This window comes from Pseudomonas sp. DSP3-2-3 (assembly GCF_049898225.1).
Classification (GTDB): Bacteria; Pseudomonadota; Gammaproteobacteria; order Pseudomonadales; family Pseudomonadaceae; genus Aquipseudomonas.
This window is the reverse complement of record NZ_JAFCXH010000014.1, coordinates 1-15,280: the sequence shown is the minus strand read 5'-3', so window position 1 is coordinate 15,280 and position 15,280 is coordinate 1. Positions and strand designations below refer to the sequence as shown.

The 15,280-nt window shown below is 55.7% G+C and carries 13 protein-coding genes and 2 pseudogenes; 7 read left to right on the top strand and 8 right to left on the bottom strand.

Annotated features, from left to right (window positions below; genetic code table 11):
• Positions 1-34: 34 nt before the first annotated feature.
• The 5 genes from ACP7E4_RS17070 (at position 35) to ntrC (ending at position 4,494) form a co-directional block, all read left to right on the top strand.
• Positions 35-442 (top strand): cupin domain-containing protein, encoded by a 408-nt coding sequence (locus tag ACP7E4_RS17070; protein ID WP_426116735.1) that lies wholly within the window; start codon positions 35-37, stop codon positions 440-442.
• A gap of 52 nt (positions 443-494) precedes the next feature.
• Positions 495-1,025: a DUF4124 domain-containing protein gene (locus tag ACP7E4_RS17065; RefSeq protein WP_426116737.1), complete on the top strand. Its 531-nt coding sequence runs from the start codon at positions 495-497 to the stop codon at positions 1,023-1,025.
• A 10-nt stretch (positions 1,026-1,035) separates the two neighbouring features.
• Positions 1,036-1,653, top strand: a complete 618-nt coding sequence (locus ACP7E4_RS17060) for a DUF4124 domain-containing protein (protein WP_426116766.1) — start codon at positions 1,036-1,038, stop codon at positions 1,651-1,653.
• Between the two features lie 322 nt (positions 1,654-1,975).
• On the top strand, positions 1,976-3,061 hold the full coding sequence (gene glnL / locus ACP7E4_RS17055; RefSeq protein ID WP_065832851.1) for a nitrogen regulation protein NR(II): 1,086 nt from the start codon (positions 1,976-1,978) through the stop codon (positions 3,059-3,061).
• Positions 3,058-4,494, top strand: coding sequence for a nitrogen regulation protein NR(I) (gene ntrC, locus ACP7E4_RS17050; RefSeq protein ID WP_032630131.1), 1,437 nt, complete (start codon positions 3,058-3,060; stop codon positions 4,492-4,494). Before glnL ends, ntrC begins: the two co-directional genes overlap by 4 nt.
• Positions 4,495-4,660: 166 nt before the next feature.
• On the opposite strand, the pseudogene ACP7E4_RS17045 reads toward ntrC, so the two are convergent.
• Positions 4,661-4,765, bottom strand: a pseudogene (locus ACP7E4_RS17045) (hypothetical protein); the annotation flags it as partial.
• Between the two features lie 123 nt (positions 4,766-4,888).
• Here ACP7E4_RS17045 and ACP7E4_RS17040 point away from each other — a divergent pair.
• Positions 4,889-6,688, top strand: coding sequence for an amidase (locus ACP7E4_RS17040; RefSeq protein ID WP_426116742.1), 1,800 nt, complete (start codon positions 4,889-4,891; stop codon positions 6,686-6,688).
• Entirely contained in the window at positions 6,685-6,903 is a 219-nt protein-coding gene (locus ACP7E4_RS17035) for a hypothetical protein (RefSeq protein ID WP_426116744.1), read from the top strand. Before ACP7E4_RS17040 ends, ACP7E4_RS17035 begins: the two co-directional genes overlap by 4 nt.
• A gap of 22 nt (positions 6,904-6,925) precedes the next feature.
• Here the strand turns inward: ACP7E4_RS17035 and betT are convergent, their stop codons facing one another.
• The 7 genes and pseudogenes from betT to ACP7E4_RS17000 form a co-directional block, all read right to left on the bottom strand.
• Positions 6,926-8,881, bottom strand: coding sequence for a choline transporter BetT (betT, locus tag ACP7E4_RS17030; RefSeq protein ID WP_426116768.1), 1,956 nt, complete (start codon positions 8,879-8,881; stop codon positions 6,926-6,928).
• Positions 8,882-9,161: 280 nt separating this feature from the next.
• Positions 9,162-9,431 (bottom strand): hypothetical protein, encoded by a 270-nt coding sequence (locus ACP7E4_RS17025; protein WP_426116746.1) that lies wholly within the window; start codon positions 9,429-9,431, stop codon positions 9,162-9,164.
• Positions 9,432-9,878 carry a hypothetical protein gene (locus tag ACP7E4_RS17020; protein ID WP_426116748.1) on the bottom strand — a complete coding sequence of 149 codons (447 nt, stop codon included), beginning with the start codon at positions 9,876-9,878 and terminating at the stop codon, positions 9,432-9,434.
• Positions 9,871-10,611 carry a hypothetical protein gene (locus ACP7E4_RS17015; protein WP_426116750.1) on the bottom strand — a complete coding sequence of 247 codons (741 nt, stop codon included), beginning with the start codon at positions 10,609-10,611 and terminating at the stop codon, positions 9,871-9,873. The genes ACP7E4_RS17020 and ACP7E4_RS17015 overlap by 8 nt, the downstream gene beginning before the upstream one ends.
• A 2-nt stretch (positions 10,612-10,613) precedes the next feature.
• On the bottom strand, positions 10,614-13,979 hold the full coding sequence (locus ACP7E4_RS17010; RefSeq protein ID WP_426224896.1) for a toxin VasX: 3,366 nt from the start codon (positions 13,977-13,979) through the stop codon (positions 10,614-10,616).
• Positions 13,972-14,847 carry a DUF4123 domain-containing protein gene (locus ACP7E4_RS17005; protein ID WP_426119973.1) on the bottom strand — a complete coding sequence of 292 codons (876 nt, stop codon included), beginning with the start codon at positions 14,845-14,847 and terminating at the stop codon, positions 13,972-13,974. The genes ACP7E4_RS17010 and ACP7E4_RS17005 overlap by 8 nt, the downstream gene beginning before the upstream one ends.
• Positions 14,844-15,280 (bottom strand): annotated as a pseudogene (locus ACP7E4_RS17000) (type VI secretion system tip protein VgrG); the annotation flags it as partial. The gene ACP7E4_RS17005 and the pseudogene ACP7E4_RS17000, both read right to left, overlap by 4 nt.

The following is a 15,280-nucleotide window of genomic DNA, read 5'->3' as shown; positions in this document are numbered from 1 at the left end:
GGCAGGCTTCAACGAAGAAAGGGATGCTCCAGACATGTTCAAAAAAACACTCGTTGTCCTTGGCGTACTGATAACCACCACCGCCTGTAACGCACAGCCAGGCGAGCTGGATTCAACCGTACTGCTCAAATCGACCACTTCCTGGGACGGCACGGCCTACAAGGCATACCCTGCCGGACAGCCGGAACTGACCCTGCTGAAAATCAACATCCCTGCAAACACTACGCTGAACTGGCACAAACACCCGATTCCCAACGCCGCTTATGTGGCCTCGGGCGAGCTGGACGTCGAAACACAGGACGGCAGCCAATCAATCCACCTGAAACAGGGTGACACCCTGGCAGAATTGGTGGATATCATGCATCGCGGCAAGACCGGCGATAGCCCGGTGGAACTCATTGTGTTCTATGCTGGCACTCCGGGCGTTGCGCTGTCGGAGTAGCTGCTGCAGTAACTACCAGAGTACTGCGCAAGCCATTGTCATCGGAGTGTTCATGCGTCGAAGTCTTATCTGTCTGCTGCTGTTGATCGCCTTGCCTGCGGCGGCGCAGATCTACAAATATACCGATGCCAACGGCAACACTGCGTTTACCAATCAGCCTCCGGATGGCATCAAGGCTGAGGTCATCGAGTTGCCGCCGCTGAACAGCGTCGACACGCCGAAACCGTCGAGCCCGGTGCAGAAACAACCAAGCGAGTCCCCCCCGGCCTCTTCTCAGCCCGAGGCCGCCTATCAGGTGCTGGAACTGACCGATCTGCCTGCTGGCGAAGCGTTGCGCGCCAACAATGGCACCTTCACCGTTGGCGTGATGATCCAGCCACGTCTGGCGCCGGGCCATCAACTGCAACTGCTGGTCGATGGCAATCCGTATGGCCAGCCGGGCAATGTTCCGCGGCTGCAGGTCGTCAATCTCGACCGGGGCGAACACAGCTTCGCGGTGATCGTGCGGGATCAGCAAGGCATCGTTCAACAAAGTCCGACCGTGACCCTTACAGTGCAGCGAGTCCATGTCGGCAAGCCTTGAGTCGCGCCTGATGCGCTGCACAGTGTTCTGGCTGTTGCTGCTGATCGGCTTGCCGGCAATGGCGGATGTCTATACCTATGTCGACGCCGAGGGGAATCGCGTATTCACCGACCAGCCCCGCAAGAACGCCAAACGGGTGGAGATCCTGCCCAGCAACAGCACCACTGGCGCGCCACCCAGGCGTGCAGTGCAAACCAGCCCCGCCAAACCCAAGGCAAAGGCGATGTTTCGTTACGAATTGCTGCGGATTCTGGTACCTGAACCCGACGCTACGGTGCGCAGCACTCAAGGCGAATTGATCGTCAGCGTCACCAGCGAACCGGCGCTGCAGCCGGGTCATGGTTATCGATTGCTGGTGGATGGCAAACCTTACGCCGATGCCGGACGCAGCCCGGTGTTTCCCCTGAGCAATATCGATCGAGGCACACATCAGCTATCGGTAGAAATAGTCGACGAAGCTGGCCGGGTTCTGGAGCGGACGCCTAACCAACCGTTCCACATGCAGCGCATCTCTCTGGCCCAGAAGCGTCTGGCGCGGCCCTGCAAGACTGATGACTACGGCGTGCGTCCTGAATGTCCGCTGAGCAGCAAGCCCGAAGAAAAAAGCAGTTTCTTTCCTTTCTTCTAGTCACGACGCGCGCCTTGGCAGCTAAGCTCCATTTTGGTGCGATAAATTGTCAGCGCGTGATAGCTGGAGCCCATTTTGGTTCGAAAAAAGCCCGCACCCGTGACCAAAAGCAGACCTCTGTCCAAAAAAAGCCCGGATTTGCAGATTAAACGCTTCTTTTCGGAGCCTTGGTTTGGTTTTTGCAACTTCCCCATAACAGCATCCTTATCTGCACTGTACGCGAGCGTATCAGTGGTTTTGCCAACGCTGGAGAAGACCAACCAGTGCCTGCGATACCGGGCTTGCCTGGGTTGCAATGTGCCAAAAGAGGTCAAAGACTTTCATGACTATCAGCGACGCGCTGCACCGTTTGTTACTCGATAACCTGACCACTGCCACCATTCTGCTCAATGCCGACCTGCGCCTTGAGTACATGAACCCCGCAGCGGAAATGCTGCTGGCCATCAGCGGTCAACGCAGCCATGGGCAATTCATCAGTGAACTGTTTACCGAGTCGGCAGAAGCCCTGAGCTCGCTGCGTCAGGCCGTGGAACAAGCGCACCCGTTCACCAAGCGCGAGGCGATGCTGACTGCCCTGACGGGTCAGACATTGACGGTTGATTACGCGGTTACGCCGATCCTCAGCCAGGGCGAAACCATGCTGCTGCTGGAAGTCCATCCCCGTGATCGCCTGCTGCGCATCACCAAGGAAGAGGCCCAGCTGTCCAAACAGGAAACCACCAAGATGCTGGTGCGTGGCCTGGCTCATGAGATCAAGAATCCACTGGGCGGGATTCGTGGCGCGGCCCAGTTGCTGGCTCGCGAGCTGCCCGAAGAAAGCCTCAAGGATTACACCAACGTCATCATTGAAGAGGCCGACCGCCTGCGCAACCTCGTGGATCGCATGCTGGGCTCGAACAAACTGCCTTCGCTGGCGATGACCAACGTGCATGAAGTGCTGGAGCGCGTCTGCAGTCTGGTCGATGCGGAAAGCCAGGGTTGCATCACTTTGGTGCGCGACTATGATCCAAGTATTCCCGACGTATTGATTGACCGCGAACAGATGATTCAGGCCGTGCTCAATATCGTGCGCAATGCGATGCAGGCCATCAGCGGGCAGAACGAGCTGCGCCTGGGCCGCATCAGTCTGCGCACCCGGGCCATGCGTCAATTCACCATCGGTCATGTTCGTCATCGGCTGGTGGCCAAGATTGAAATCATCGACAACGGCCCCGGTATTCCGGCCGAGCTTCAGGAAACCATTTTTTACCCGATGGTCAGCGGCCGTCCCGACGGCACCGGGCTCGGACTTGCCATTACCCAGAACATAATTAGTCAGCACCAAGGACTGATCGAGTGTGACAGCCATCCTGGCCACACCACGTTTTCGATCTTCCTGCCGCTGGAACAAGGAGCAGCTTCGACATGAGCCGTAGTGAAACTGTCTGGATCGTCGATGACGATCGTTCCATCCGTTGGGTATTGGAAAAGGCCTTGCAACAGGAAGGCATGACCACGCAAAGCTTCGACAGCGCCGATGGCGTGATGAGCCGCCTGGCCCGTCAGCAACCGGACGTCATCATTTCCGATATCCGCATGCCCGGCGCCAGTGGTCTGGATCTGCTGGCGCGGATTCGCGAACAGCACCCGCGCTTGCCGGTCATCATCATGACCGCCCATTCCGACCTCGATAGCGCCGTGGCGTCCTACCAAGGTGGTGCGTTCGAATACCTGCCCAAGCCGTTCGACGTCGATGAAGCGGTGTCCCTGGTCAAGCGTGCCAACCAGCATGCCCAGGAACAGCAAGGCATGGATGTCGCGCCGACCCTGACGCGCACTCCGGAAATCATCGGCGAAGCGCCAGCGATGCAGGAAGTGTTTCGCGCCATTGGCCGCTTGAGCCATTCCAACATCACCGTGCTGATCAACGGCGAGTCGGGCACCGGTAAAGAGCTGGTTGCCCACGCCTTGCATCGCCACAGCCCACGTTCGGCCTCGCCTTTCATTGCCTTGAACATGGCGGCGATTCCGAAAGATCTTATGGAATCCGAGCTGTTCGGCCACGAGAAAGGCGCGTTTACCGGCGCGGCCAACCTGCGTCGCGGTCGTTTTGAGCAAGCCGATGGCGGTACGCTGTTCCTTGATGAAATTGGCGATATGCCAGCCGACACCCAAACGCGTTTGCTGCGGGTTCTCGCGGATGGCGAGTTCTATCGTGTTGGCGGTCATACGCCAGTCAAGGTCGACGTACGAATCATCGCCGCGACTCACCAGAATCTGGAAACCCTGGTGCAAGCGGGCAAATTCCGTGAGGACTTGTTTCACCGTCTGAACGTAATCCGCATCCACATTCCGCGCATGTCCGACCGTCGCGAAGACATTCCGACGCTGGCCAAGCACTTCCTGAGTCGTGCAGCACAGGAATTGGCAGTCGAGCCAAAACTGCTCAAGCCGGAAACCGAGGAATACCTCAAGCATCTGCCATGGCCGGGTAACGTCCGCCAGCTGGAAAACACCTGCCGCTGGATTACCGTCATGGCATCCGGTCGTGAAGTGCACATCAGCGACTTGCCGCCTGAACTGCTGAGCCTGCCGCAAGACGCCGCGCCCGTGACCAACTGGGAACAAGCGCTGCGTCAGTGGGCCGACCAGGCACTGGCTCGTGGCCAGTCCAGCCTGCTCGACAGCGCCGTGCCGACCTTCGAACGCATCATGATCGAAACCGCCCTCAAACACACCGCCGGCCGCCGCCGCGATGCTGCTGTGCTGTTGGGCTGGGGCCGCAACACCTTGACTCGCAAGATCAAGGAGCTGGGCATGAAGATCGATGGCGGGGATGACGACGAGGGTGATGAGGGCTGATCATAAGCCGATGAAGGCTTGCTGTAGGACCGGCTTTAGCCGGGAAGGCGATTGACGGTCTCGCGACTAAAGTCGCTCCTACGGCCGCTCCTACGGGCGATTCGCGGGCAAGGCGCGCTCCAACGGATATCTATCCTTCGGTTCGTGCTTGCCCGTAATCCGCTGCCTATCGCACCAAATGCAAAAACTGCATATGACGTTCGTACTGGTCGAGAATGTCGTTGATGACCTGCTCCTTGGTGTAACCCACCAGATCGTAATCCTGGCTGCCCCAGCCGCCTTGGTGGACATGATCCCTCGCAGCTACTGTAACTTCTGACAGTTTACAAACGCGCCTCACGTTGATTAGCTTCTTGGAACCTCTGGATTGAGGTTCTCAAGGAGCAGACCGGTCATGGACAACCAACCTTCAACCCCCCATCAATTCACTCCAGAAGAACAGGCCAACAACGCCCGTCTTCTCGCCGCCTTGCCTCGTGGATCAGACGTTCCGATACGAGACCGCATCGTCGATTATGAAGTCGTCGAGATGGCGGCTCTTTTTCGCGAAGGCAATCCGGATAAATTGACGTCTGAAGAAGTGCTCACAGCTTATTTAAACCGCATCAGTTCGCTAAACGGCCCATTCGAGACGTATGCGAATAACGGTTATTACAACGCTTTCGTCAGGATTGCAGGTATTTCCGATCTACTGGCTCAAGCGCGGCAAGCCGATCTATGGCTACAAAACCCGAATGATGAGCGCGGCCCCGCGCCCCCGCTATGTGGTATTCCCTTGGGCGTCAAGGACTCCATTGGTATCAAAGGGCTCGCAAGCAAAAACGGTACGCAGACGTTTAGCGCCAATATAGCGGTGCGAGACGCGACCTGCGTCGCCAGGCTTCGCGCACAAGGCGCAGTAGTGGTAGGTCATACCATTTGCTCTGAGTATTCGGGCGATGTGATTGGCCAATTCGCAGTGAACGCCTGGGACCCGGCGCGTGCGCCAGGCGGCTCAAGCCAAGGCTCGGCAGTCGCTCCCGCCGCCCGGCTAATCGCCGCGGCGCTGGGCGAAGAAACCGCTGGTTCTATGATCATTCCTGCATCAGCTAATGGTGTCAGCGCGATCAAGCCTTCACTCGGTGTGGTGTCTGGCGCCGGAGTCATGCCATTGCGAACAGGGTGGGACGTGGTCGGTCCAATGGCACGTTCGGTACGTGACGCTTCGTTAGTGCTTTCACTTATTGCTGGCAGTGACGCGCAGAACGATCCGCAAACCTTGTCCACACCCGAGTTGGCGAACCGATTGCCCATCAGTGCGCGCTCCGGTCCACAGCCACTCCAAGGCTTGAATATTGGAATTCCCCAGACTGACTGGCTTGAGCTGAACGTGCCGCCCAGTGAATCCTACGACACCGACTACTCGAACGCCTTCAAGCAATTCAAGGCCGACCTTGCAAGCCTGGGCGCTAACCTCGTCGAGTTTCCGGGCTTGGACTTGAATATCGAGATCAACGCGCCCTACCTCAGCCCCTACCCTTTTTATGATGTCGAAGGTGAAGACGGCCAATTACTTATGCGAGTCAACGGGCCGGTTGGAACAACTTATCCCAATCAGTTCGAGACGCTGCACTGGCTTGCCATACGGGATTTCGCTCTTTCATTAAGTAGCGAAGAGCACCGCGACGAACTCCTGCAGGTCTATCACCCCGATGAAAGCCACTATGTCGCTGGCATCATCCCGGTAGGCATTCGGGTCGAAGCGGAAAACCGCCGGCGCCAGCAGCAGGTGCTGTTCGAAAAGGCTCTGGATCGTGACAGCATCGATTTCATGGTGGTTATGCCAATCGGGGCTCACCTCGGCCTATTGTCCGACCCTTACATGGAGCGAATTCGCAGAAGGCGTATTTATGTCGAAGCACCCAATGCGTTGGCGTGGCCTATGGTGACCTTCCCCATCAATCATGGACAAACCGACTTGCCTCGACCGCTGCCCATCACCGCAGCGTTTTGGGGGCGTCGTTTCAGTGAGCCGATGCTGGTGCAAGCGGCTATCGACTTTCAGGACCGGTTTGCGAAGTATCACACTAGAGCGCCCACAGACCCAGTATTCACGGGCATTGCGTCAAAGGCTCCGATCCTCAGATTTTGGGACATTCCACCCGAGTGCTCGAATGATCCGGTGGGGATTCTCCAAGGCAGGCTACACCCATGAACCCAGTGCCGTTTTTCCCCATTTCATGGAAAGCCCTGAATAACCCTCAGTTACTGCCAGCGCTCGCTGGCGCGGTTACTGATCCGTTCTTTAGCATTGCGTGGCAGCCAACGCTTGGTTGGATGCACTACCCCTATACGGCACTGGACCCAACCCTGCGCACCGATGAGAACTTTGTTACAGCTGAAGACGAAAAAAAACGCCGGAGCGATTAACACTCCGGCGTTTTTTATTGCCTCAACGCACCAAATGCAAAAACTGCATATGACGTTCGTATTGGTCAAGAATGTCGTTGATGACCTGCTCCTTGGTGTAACCCACCAGATCGTAATCCTGGCTGCCTTCACTCAAGTGAACCTCGGCGCGATAGTAGCGCCGATTGTTCAGCTGTTTGGAACCCATGCCGCCCCGAGCGAATGACGGGGTGAAGAAGCCTTTCATCATCACCTGATAAATGAACGGTCGTTCTTCGCCATGGCCGATTTCCAGACTCACACTGTCGTTGGCCGGATCAGGCTGAGCGACCACATTCAGGCCTTTCTCGACAAACACATTGGTCACGTCCTCGATGGCTGGACGCACCGTCTGCTCAAGGAAGCGATACACCTCGTCCCGTGACGGGTAATGCACCGCCTGACTCAAGCGCTGACGCCAGCCGCCGCGTCGCGCACCGGATGCCGGGGCCAACGAATACAGCTGCGCGATCTGCCGCTGGGATTCCATGAAGAACGCTTTGTGCAGCCCCCACATCATCAGCAACAGAATCAGCGAGAACGGCAGCGAAGTCAGCACGACCGCAGATTTCAGCGCATCGATACTGCCTGAGAACAACAGGCCGCTGGTGATCAGCGCCGTCGCGACGCCCCAGAAAACCCGCAGCCATTTCGGGCCGTCTTCATCAGGATTGCCGCCTTTGGCCGACAAGGTCGAGAGCACCACCGTGCCCGAATCTGCCGACGTCACGAAGAACACGAAACTGATGAACACGGTCACCGCGATGACGGTTTTGCTCCACGGGTAGGTTTCCAGCAGCAGATACAGGGTCATCGAGGGATCATCAATAGCCGATTGCCCCAGGGCAACCATGCCGTGATTGATCACTTGGTCGATGGCGCTGTTGCCGAAAATCGACATCCACGCCAGCGTAAAGCCCAGCGGAATCAGCAGCACGCCAAAGACGAATTCACGAATGGTCCGACCACGGGAAATACGCGCGATGAACAGGCCCACAAACGGCGACCAGGCAATCCACCAGGCCCAGTAGAACACTGTCCAGCCGCCCAGCCAGTCACTAGGTTTGTCATAGGCGTAGACATCGAAACTCTTGGTCGGCAGCGCGCCCAGATAATCCCCGATGTTCTGCACCAGGGTATTGAGCAAATGCTGCGTCGGCCCGGCAAAGAGCACGAACAGCAGCAGCGCGCAGGCCAGCAGCATGTTGATGTCGGACATGACGCGCACGCCTTTATCGACACCGGCAATCGCCACCAGAATCGCCGCGCCCATCATCAGCGTGATCAACCCGACCTGGATCCACTGGGTGTGCGGCACATCGAACAGGTAATCCAGTCCCGAGTTCAAGTGCAACACGCCAAAACCCATGTCGGCGCCGAGGCCGAAGATGGTCGCAATGATGCCGAAGCCATCCACCGCGTAGCCGATAGGGCCATTGATGCGCTTGCCGATCAGTGGATACAGCGCCGAACGCAGGGCCAGCGGCAAATTATGCCGATACGCGAAATAGGCCAGCGCCATGCCGACGAAGGCGAATACACCCCAGCCATGCAGACCCCAATGCAGAAACAGCAACTGCATCGCTTGCCGCGCCGACTCAGTCGTCCCGGCCTCGCCTTGCGGCGGCTGCAGCATGTGCGTCAGCGGTTCAGAAACACAGAAGAAGAACAGCGTGATGCTGATCCCGGCGGCGAACAACATCCCGGCCCAGGACAGATAACTGAACTCGGGCTCGTCGTGGTCGGCACCGAGTTTGATCTTGCCGTAGCCAGACAGGGCAGTGAACACCACGAAGACCAGATACAAAGTCATCGCCAGCATGTAGTACCAGCCGACCGTGTTGGCCGCCCAGTTCTGCGCCGCCAGCAACCATTGGCCAGAAGCCTCGGGAAACGCAATGACGATCACGCCGAAAATCAGAATAAAAGACGCCGCGAAATAAAACACCGGCGGATTCATGCGGACCGAACCGCTAGGGTGCGAAGCAGATGTGCTCATAAAAACTGCACCTCCAGATGAAGGAAAACAGCAGCAAAAAACGGGTTCAGCAAGGGTAAGCCTCCTGTTGCAAGCGGGCAGCGAACCACCGATTTATATTGAACGAGCGTTCAATTAAAACACGAAAGCACCCGCAGGGACTAATTGCAGGCCGATGGAGACTAGCTCAAGGGAGGTTATGACGTTGGGTTTAGGGGGTTCGTTCCGTGCATGCCAGAACGATGACTGAAACGTTTCTGCTTCACCACTTCCATTCCTCCTCGCGGAATTCGGCGTTGGGTATGAGCGTTTTCAAAAGGCCTACGACTTCGTCGATTTTGCGTTTTTCGATGTGGATTTCGAAGCCGACTGTAGGATTTCTCTGACTGCTTGCAATAAGCATTTTTCTTTTTCGATCGACCAACACAAGATCGCGAGAGGACCATTTTGTGGTGTGCTGGGCGACCGGGTTTTCAAACGTCATCAGCTTTGACGAGGCCGCAATAACCATCAGCCCAGGACCCGTGAGCATTCATATGGCGCTGGGTTGGATCGCGATCATTGTCAGGATAGCGACGAAAGCTGTGATGGCGACGCCTTTGAAGAAGTAGGGCATAATTCTCGCATAGTGTTGCCAATATTCAACATGGCCTCCGTCTTCAGTAAACGTATAATTAAAAACCGTTTTCTTTCTTGCTATAAACCAGAAAAAAATTATCCAGCCGGCGCCACACAAGCTCATATCTTGGATAAATCCTCCATCGTTTTGATCTGTCGAATCCGCACTAAACCCATAAAACGCAAAAGGTATTAGCATCAAAGCGATGAAGGTTTTATCAATTATCGCTATCGGATGCGGATGTGCTTTAATTTTCCAGCTTGCAACTTCTGCGCCTTCAAGGGCTTCGCGAGTCAGCACTTTCGACATGCTATCAGCTGCGTCGATAATAACTTCATCAGAGTTATTACTGTCACTCATAGCAACGCCCCTCTTCATAATCTACATTCGACGGTGCATAAATTTTCACAAGCGCAAGAAATTCATCAAGTCGGTCTGCTGGCAGAAAAGTCTGGAAATAAAGATAGTTTTCTTCAAAAGAAATATCTGGATCATAGCGGCGCTGAAGAACAACAAGGCCTCTCTTTCTATCGACGAATATCAGGTGCGGCCTATCCCACTTAAAACTGCTATGGCTGATTTCGTTTTCCCAATTCAGCAACTTCCTTGATGCGGCGACGGCCATTCCTGCGGGTCCTGCTAGAGCCCAAATGAAAAAGGGGTCCAGAGCGATCAATGTCAGGATGACAACAAAGGACAAGACGGCAATACCCTTGAAAGCATGACCTGTATATTTTGAGTGATCTAACCAATACACAACATCGCCACCGTTTTTGGTAATACAATAATTGAAAACTGTTTTTTTTCTTGCGCCTATATAAAAGTATATTAAAAGCAACGAAACAAAAACACACGATCCAGTTGTGTTCTCTCGGAAAGTTTCGCTTTCATGAAACTGTCCATATAGATAAAGCATACCTACCATAACTCCAAATGTACCGAACATAGCATCAACAGGAAATATGAGGTGTGGGTGAGCTTTGATCGTCCACTTCATAACCTCTTCTTTCAGCAGAGGCTGCGAAATAGGCAACTCACGCAAAGATTTTTCTGGTTGACTCAGCCGAGTCTTGACCTTCGTTATTGCTTTCATATCTAGCCTACTATCGGCAGAATAGCTGCTTCTGTACGACCACCAAGACCTTCAACGGAAAGCACGCCGCCATCACTAGGGGTGTGGCTATTGCTTTCTGAGAAACCCTCTGCTTTCAGTTCTATCTGATAACGATAACCCTTATCATTGTCTTTGACCGGGAGAATAGCAGTGGGATACCAAACCTGGAACTCGAGATACTCAGCATTGTTGGTAATCGGAATCCAAGTTTGCCAGATAACGTCCTCACCTCGAGGTGGGGCAATTCTATACGGTGGGTCGTTGTAGCGGATCTGCGTTTTCTGGTCGGAAGTTTTGCTCCATTCGTCGGTAGTTTCAATTGTTCCATAGCCAATGAAATGCCCTTGAAGACTACCGCCTGACGCCTCCACTGGCATGACATACCCAGGACGGTCACTAGTTGTTAGATTTACATGAATGATTTCACCACGGAGGGGCGTGGGGATGCGAAGCTGAATCCAAGCACCGTTAGACACCTTACGAGGCAGATAGCCGGCACGACCGCTATAAATCTGTTTCACTTCGAAGGTTGGCTTTACGAAAAGCGATGGACTCAGCTGGATTTCTAGAAATAATTGGTTCTCCTCGGTTTCATCTATAAAGCGCTCGTCAAGGGCCCGGGACCATCGACATTTATGTAGCCAACGTCCAATGGCATCACTTTTTAAGTAGTTAAGAGCATACGTTACAAATAGATAAATCAGTCCTACAATTGCAGTTCCAGCCACGAACCAAGAATTCATAACGAAAGGTATTAGAAAGCCATGGCCGAAAAGTGCGAATACACCCGCTGCTGCTTGTATCCCCCCGATTGTCAGCATGCCCCAAACAGCATAGTTTTTTATGGATAGAAAATCTCTCTCCAGCGCAACTCCAGTCTGTGCTTGATCATCCGCGATTTCCCATAACTCTAATGACGCCGCTAAGATCAAAAAACCACCCAAACCTACTAGTCTTGCACCAAACCCCTTTATCAGCGCCCCCCACTCCGACCTCCCAGTACTTCCCCAGTGAGCCGCAGAGCGTTGAGTAATTGTTATGACTTCAGTTTTACTCGTTTTAACAGTCAACCCCTTCATCCCCGCCCAAGCCGTCTCCACAAAAACCGCCATCAGCGCATTCCCGGTGTAAGCCGCTGCGGAGCCGATCTTTGCCCAATCCTTGGCATTCAAATCGCCGTCTTTACTGGCGAGCTGATAAGTAGCCATCGTATTGAAGAAGTTGACGACAACCAGCCCCCAGGTAATTGCGCCTGCGTTCAGCCCGTGTTGTTCAGTAAAGGCTCTGGCGTGGCTTTGCCAGTTGCCAGCCAGCTGGGCGCTGTTTTTGTGGAAGTGGGCGATTTCCATTTGGAGTTGGCGCAGGTAGCGGTTTTGGGAGTAGTCCACTAAATGCGGCCGCTGCAAATTGTGCTGGTCGATGTGCTCGTTCAGCTCAACCAGTATTTCTGCCACGGTCTTGCGGTCATAACGACCGCCCGGGTTTGACCAGCGGTGCTCAACGACCATTTTTTCCTTACGCAGCCGCTCTCCTTCCTTGCTCCAGGCGACAATGCGCTCGTTGAATTGCTGGTCAATTTTTAACCGCTCCTGATGGTTGAACAGCACGTGACCAATGGTCAGATTGCGCAGGGCAATGGCCTGATCGCTCATGCGACTATCAACCGCTATGAACGCCAGCTGAATCCTTTCAAAAGTCTGTTTACCTGCGTCCTTCGCTAACTCGGTCAGTGCTCGGAGCGTCAGTTGCACGGGCTCGCTCAACGCCTTCATCCAGGGATGTGCCGCTATCGCATCATGATTGAGGAAGCCGTTGATTTCTCCCGCTCGCCCCGACAAGGCAGTGAAGTCGGAGATGCCTGACATCAGACGATTGGCCTCGTTGGTCATCGCCTCTTTGATGGGGGCGGAGAAGCCAAAGCGGATCAGGCCGAACAGTGTTCTGCTTTTGGCTTCTTCTTTTTGCAGCCATTGCGAGAAGCCAACGTCCTGGCTGAGGCTGCACAGCAACTCGGCGGTAAGGTCCAACAGACAGTGCAGCGATGTTGCGTTAGTGGTGTCGATGAACAGACGCATCGGATCAGTGCCGATATGTTCGCCAATGGCCTTGATATCGTCCTGGGTGTCCGTGATGTGCTGCTTCAAGCCCTTGAGTTGTGGCTGTCGGGCTTCGGTGAAATCCCGAGCGGCATCGAGGTCGACTTCGCGACGCCATTTGCGGCTATCCTGCCAACTGCTGCGCAATGCCGGGTCGGGCAAGCTGCCGTATCGGCTTTTTAGCTCGTAGCCCAATGTGGTCGAAGGCAACTCGACCAATCCCAGAATAATCCCTTCCGGCCCGCTCGCACTCGCGCGATCCTCAACGTCCAGTTCCTCGAAATACGCCTCGAGGTCGCGAATGTATTGCCGGGTTTTCGCCTCATCGCCTTTTACCGAGGCAGGCAACAGGCTTTGATCGCCGCCGACACCGCAGAGGCGCTCGACAATGCCGGCGATATTCATCGCGTGCTCGTGCTCGGCCTGAAAAGCGAACAGCGCGGCCTGATCAGCAATGAGCTGCATGCCCAGGTCTTCCAGCATGCCAATCGAATCATCGAGAGCGAACAGTACGGCGCTGGATTTGTCTTCGACGCTGCCGGTCCATAGCACGTCAGCAGCCAGTGGCAGCGGTGTGTACTCGGCGCCTTCAGGTACGGTAGGCGGATGGGCTGAATCGGCGAAGCGTCCGTCATGATTGACCGGATAAGGATCGACGTCAGCGACTACCCTGTCACTCAGCCGGGTTAACGGCAGCGCATGCGTGACCGACATGTTGCGGCAGTAATCGCGCAGGTCCAGCAGCTGCATCCATGACGTGCGATTTACCGTGCTGGAGCGCATCTGTTCACACATGCGCCAGGTCCATTGCCAGGGCGAAAATGCGATGCGCAATTTGCTGGTTCGCGGATAGAGCAAATGCGTCTGGCTTTTGCCTTTTCTGCCACGAATGTCCAGACCCAGATCGGCATCGCTCCAGACGATCCGCGTCAAACTCGCGTCTTGAGCAGCGAATGCATATTCGTGCAGGACTTCGGCCATTTCGTCATAGACGTACACAAAGCCATCACGCAGTTGGCGCAGAGTGTGGCTGCGGGTATCCAGTTTGGGATAACGCGCCCATTTGCCGGTGGCGGCCAAGGGTGTGAGCTTGGTGGGCTCGACGTCGTAGCGTGAGCGGTCCAGGGCGTAGCGCATGGGCACGATGGCGATGTCTGGGCCTTTGAACGGGCAGGTGCCCGTTCCGGAAAGAACCGTGTTGGAGAACACGGAATCACGACATTGGGCCGGTTGACCGTTTTTGTCAGTCATGAGCGACTTCCTTGTGCGCGCGGCTATGGAGTTCGAAAGCACGGATGCGCAGCTCTGGTGCCAGCCCGGCGTTCGCCGCGTCCAGGTTTATCCATTGCTGATAAGGGCTTTGCGGTCGGGTAGCGAAGTCTTGGCCGTAGTCGACGCAAGCCTCGATCCACATGGCGAGCGCCCGTTCAGTGACAAGCCCCCACTCCAGACCCGCTTGCAGGCTGGAGTTCAGCCAGTCGCTGATCTGCGAACCGGCCAAACCAGAAAATAAGTCCGGTGAGCGCTCGCCAAGCCAGTTGTAGATACGGCCGGTAAATCGCCAGCGCTGAGCCAGATCCAGCGCGGCAAGCTGATCTTCGCCCAGCACGGCATGTCGCTCGTCCCACGCGGATTCAGGGCCGGGACCGCCGAACGTCTGCCATTGCACTTGCTTTAGTGATTCCCGGCTCTGTCTTGGCGCGCCAACCCACCAGTGCTCAATCGGGCCGAGGTGCTGGTTCGAGCCATTGGGATAACTCGACAACCAGAAATGCGTCACCAGCGGATCGGCAAAGCGCAGCAGACCGCCGCCGCCCAGATGATCCGGTGGCGAAATGAAACGGCGTAGATGAGCGGCGACTTGCTCGATATCAGCGCGGCTGTAGATGAGTGTTGAGTCTGTTCGCAGCGACTCGTGGTCAATCCATTCCGACAATAACGGGCTGCGTGAATCGGGCTTGATCAGGATCGGCCCAAGATCATGAAGATCCTTCCAGCGGGTTCCCAGATATAGCGCGTCAATCTCGAACAGTTCGTGGCGTTGATAGAGCCCCACAAGAGCGTTCGGTCGCAGTGCCCCGTCTATGAGCAGGTAGTTCGCTTGGGCAGGATGATTCATTGATCCGACTCCGCCAGCGCTTCGCAGGCTTCGCAGCGAGACGGTAGTAGTTTGAATTCATCGCGAAGCGCCTCGACGGCCACCTCGGACACCGGCATGGACGGAGCACCGGGCGCCGCGATGCGTTTTTCGAGCGGCATTGGTGGAAGCGGCATGGCTGGCATCCCCGGCATCGGTACACCGCCCAGCAGGATTGGCACGCTGGTGAAAATCCCCGCAGGCGTAATCGAAATCCAGTGCCCACCCGCCTTGATCGTGGTGCTCAGCGTCGCATCGACGATCATGTGGTTCCCGGCAGCCAAGTGGACTTCCAGTGCCGCACTGACCAGATGATTCGCCGCGCTGATGTGCTGATTGCCCACCACCGTCAGGGAATCGTCCTCGAGCACCTGCGTCTTGCGCGCGCCGAGGGTCAGGTGATGTTCTTCGCCTT

What these genes read in the sequence shown, in the direction of transcription:
- ACP7E4_RS17015 (WP_426116750.1), bottom strand. Translation starts at nt 10,611, where the DNA reads ATGAAAGCAATAACGAAGGTCAAGACTCGGCTGAGTCAACCAGAAAAA.
- ACP7E4_RS17005 (WP_426119973.1), bottom strand. Translation starts at nt 14,847, where the DNA reads ATGAATCATCCTGCCCAAGCGAACTACCTGCTCATAGACGGGGCACTG.
- ACP7E4_RS17010 (WP_426224896.1), bottom strand. Translation starts at nt 13,979, where the DNA reads ATGACTGACAAAAACGGTCAACCGGCCCAATGTCGTGATTCCGTGTTC.
- ntrC (WP_032630131.1), top strand. Translation starts at nt 3,058, where the DNA reads ATGAGCCGTAGTGAAACTGTCTGGATCGTCGATGACGATCGTTCCATC.
- ACP7E4_RS17025 (WP_426116746.1), bottom strand. Translation starts at nt 9,431, where the DNA reads ATGCTCACGGGTCCTGGGCTGATGGTTATTGCGGCCTCGTCAAAGCTG.
- ACP7E4_RS17060 (WP_426116766.1), top strand. Translation starts at nt 1,036, where the DNA reads ATGCGCTGCACAGTGTTCTGGCTGTTGCTGCTGATCGGCTTGCCGGCA.
- ACP7E4_RS17070 (WP_426116735.1), top strand. Translation starts at nt 35, where the DNA reads ATGTTCAAAAAAACACTCGTTGTCCTTGGCGTACTGATAACCACCACC.
- ACP7E4_RS17035 (WP_426116744.1), top strand. Translation starts at nt 6,685, where the DNA reads ATGAACCCAGTGCCGTTTTTCCCCATTTCATGGAAAGCCCTGAATAAC.
- ACP7E4_RS17020 (WP_426116748.1), bottom strand. Translation starts at nt 9,878, where the DNA reads ATGAGTGACAGTAATAACTCTGATGAAGTTATTATCGACGCAGCTGAT.
- ACP7E4_RS17065 (WP_426116737.1), top strand. Translation starts at nt 495, where the DNA reads ATGCGTCGAAGTCTTATCTGTCTGCTGCTGTTGATCGCCTTGCCTGCG.
- ACP7E4_RS17040 (WP_426116742.1), top strand. Translation starts at nt 4,889, where the DNA reads ATGGACAACCAACCTTCAACCCCCCATCAATTCACTCCAGAAGAACAG.
- betT (WP_426116768.1), bottom strand. Translation starts at nt 8,881, where the DNA reads ATGAATCCGCCGGTGTTTTATTTCGCGGCGTCTTTTATTCTGATTTTC.
- glnL (WP_065832851.1), top strand. Translation starts at nt 1,976, where the DNA reads ATGACTATCAGCGACGCGCTGCACCGTTTGTTACTCGATAACCTGACC.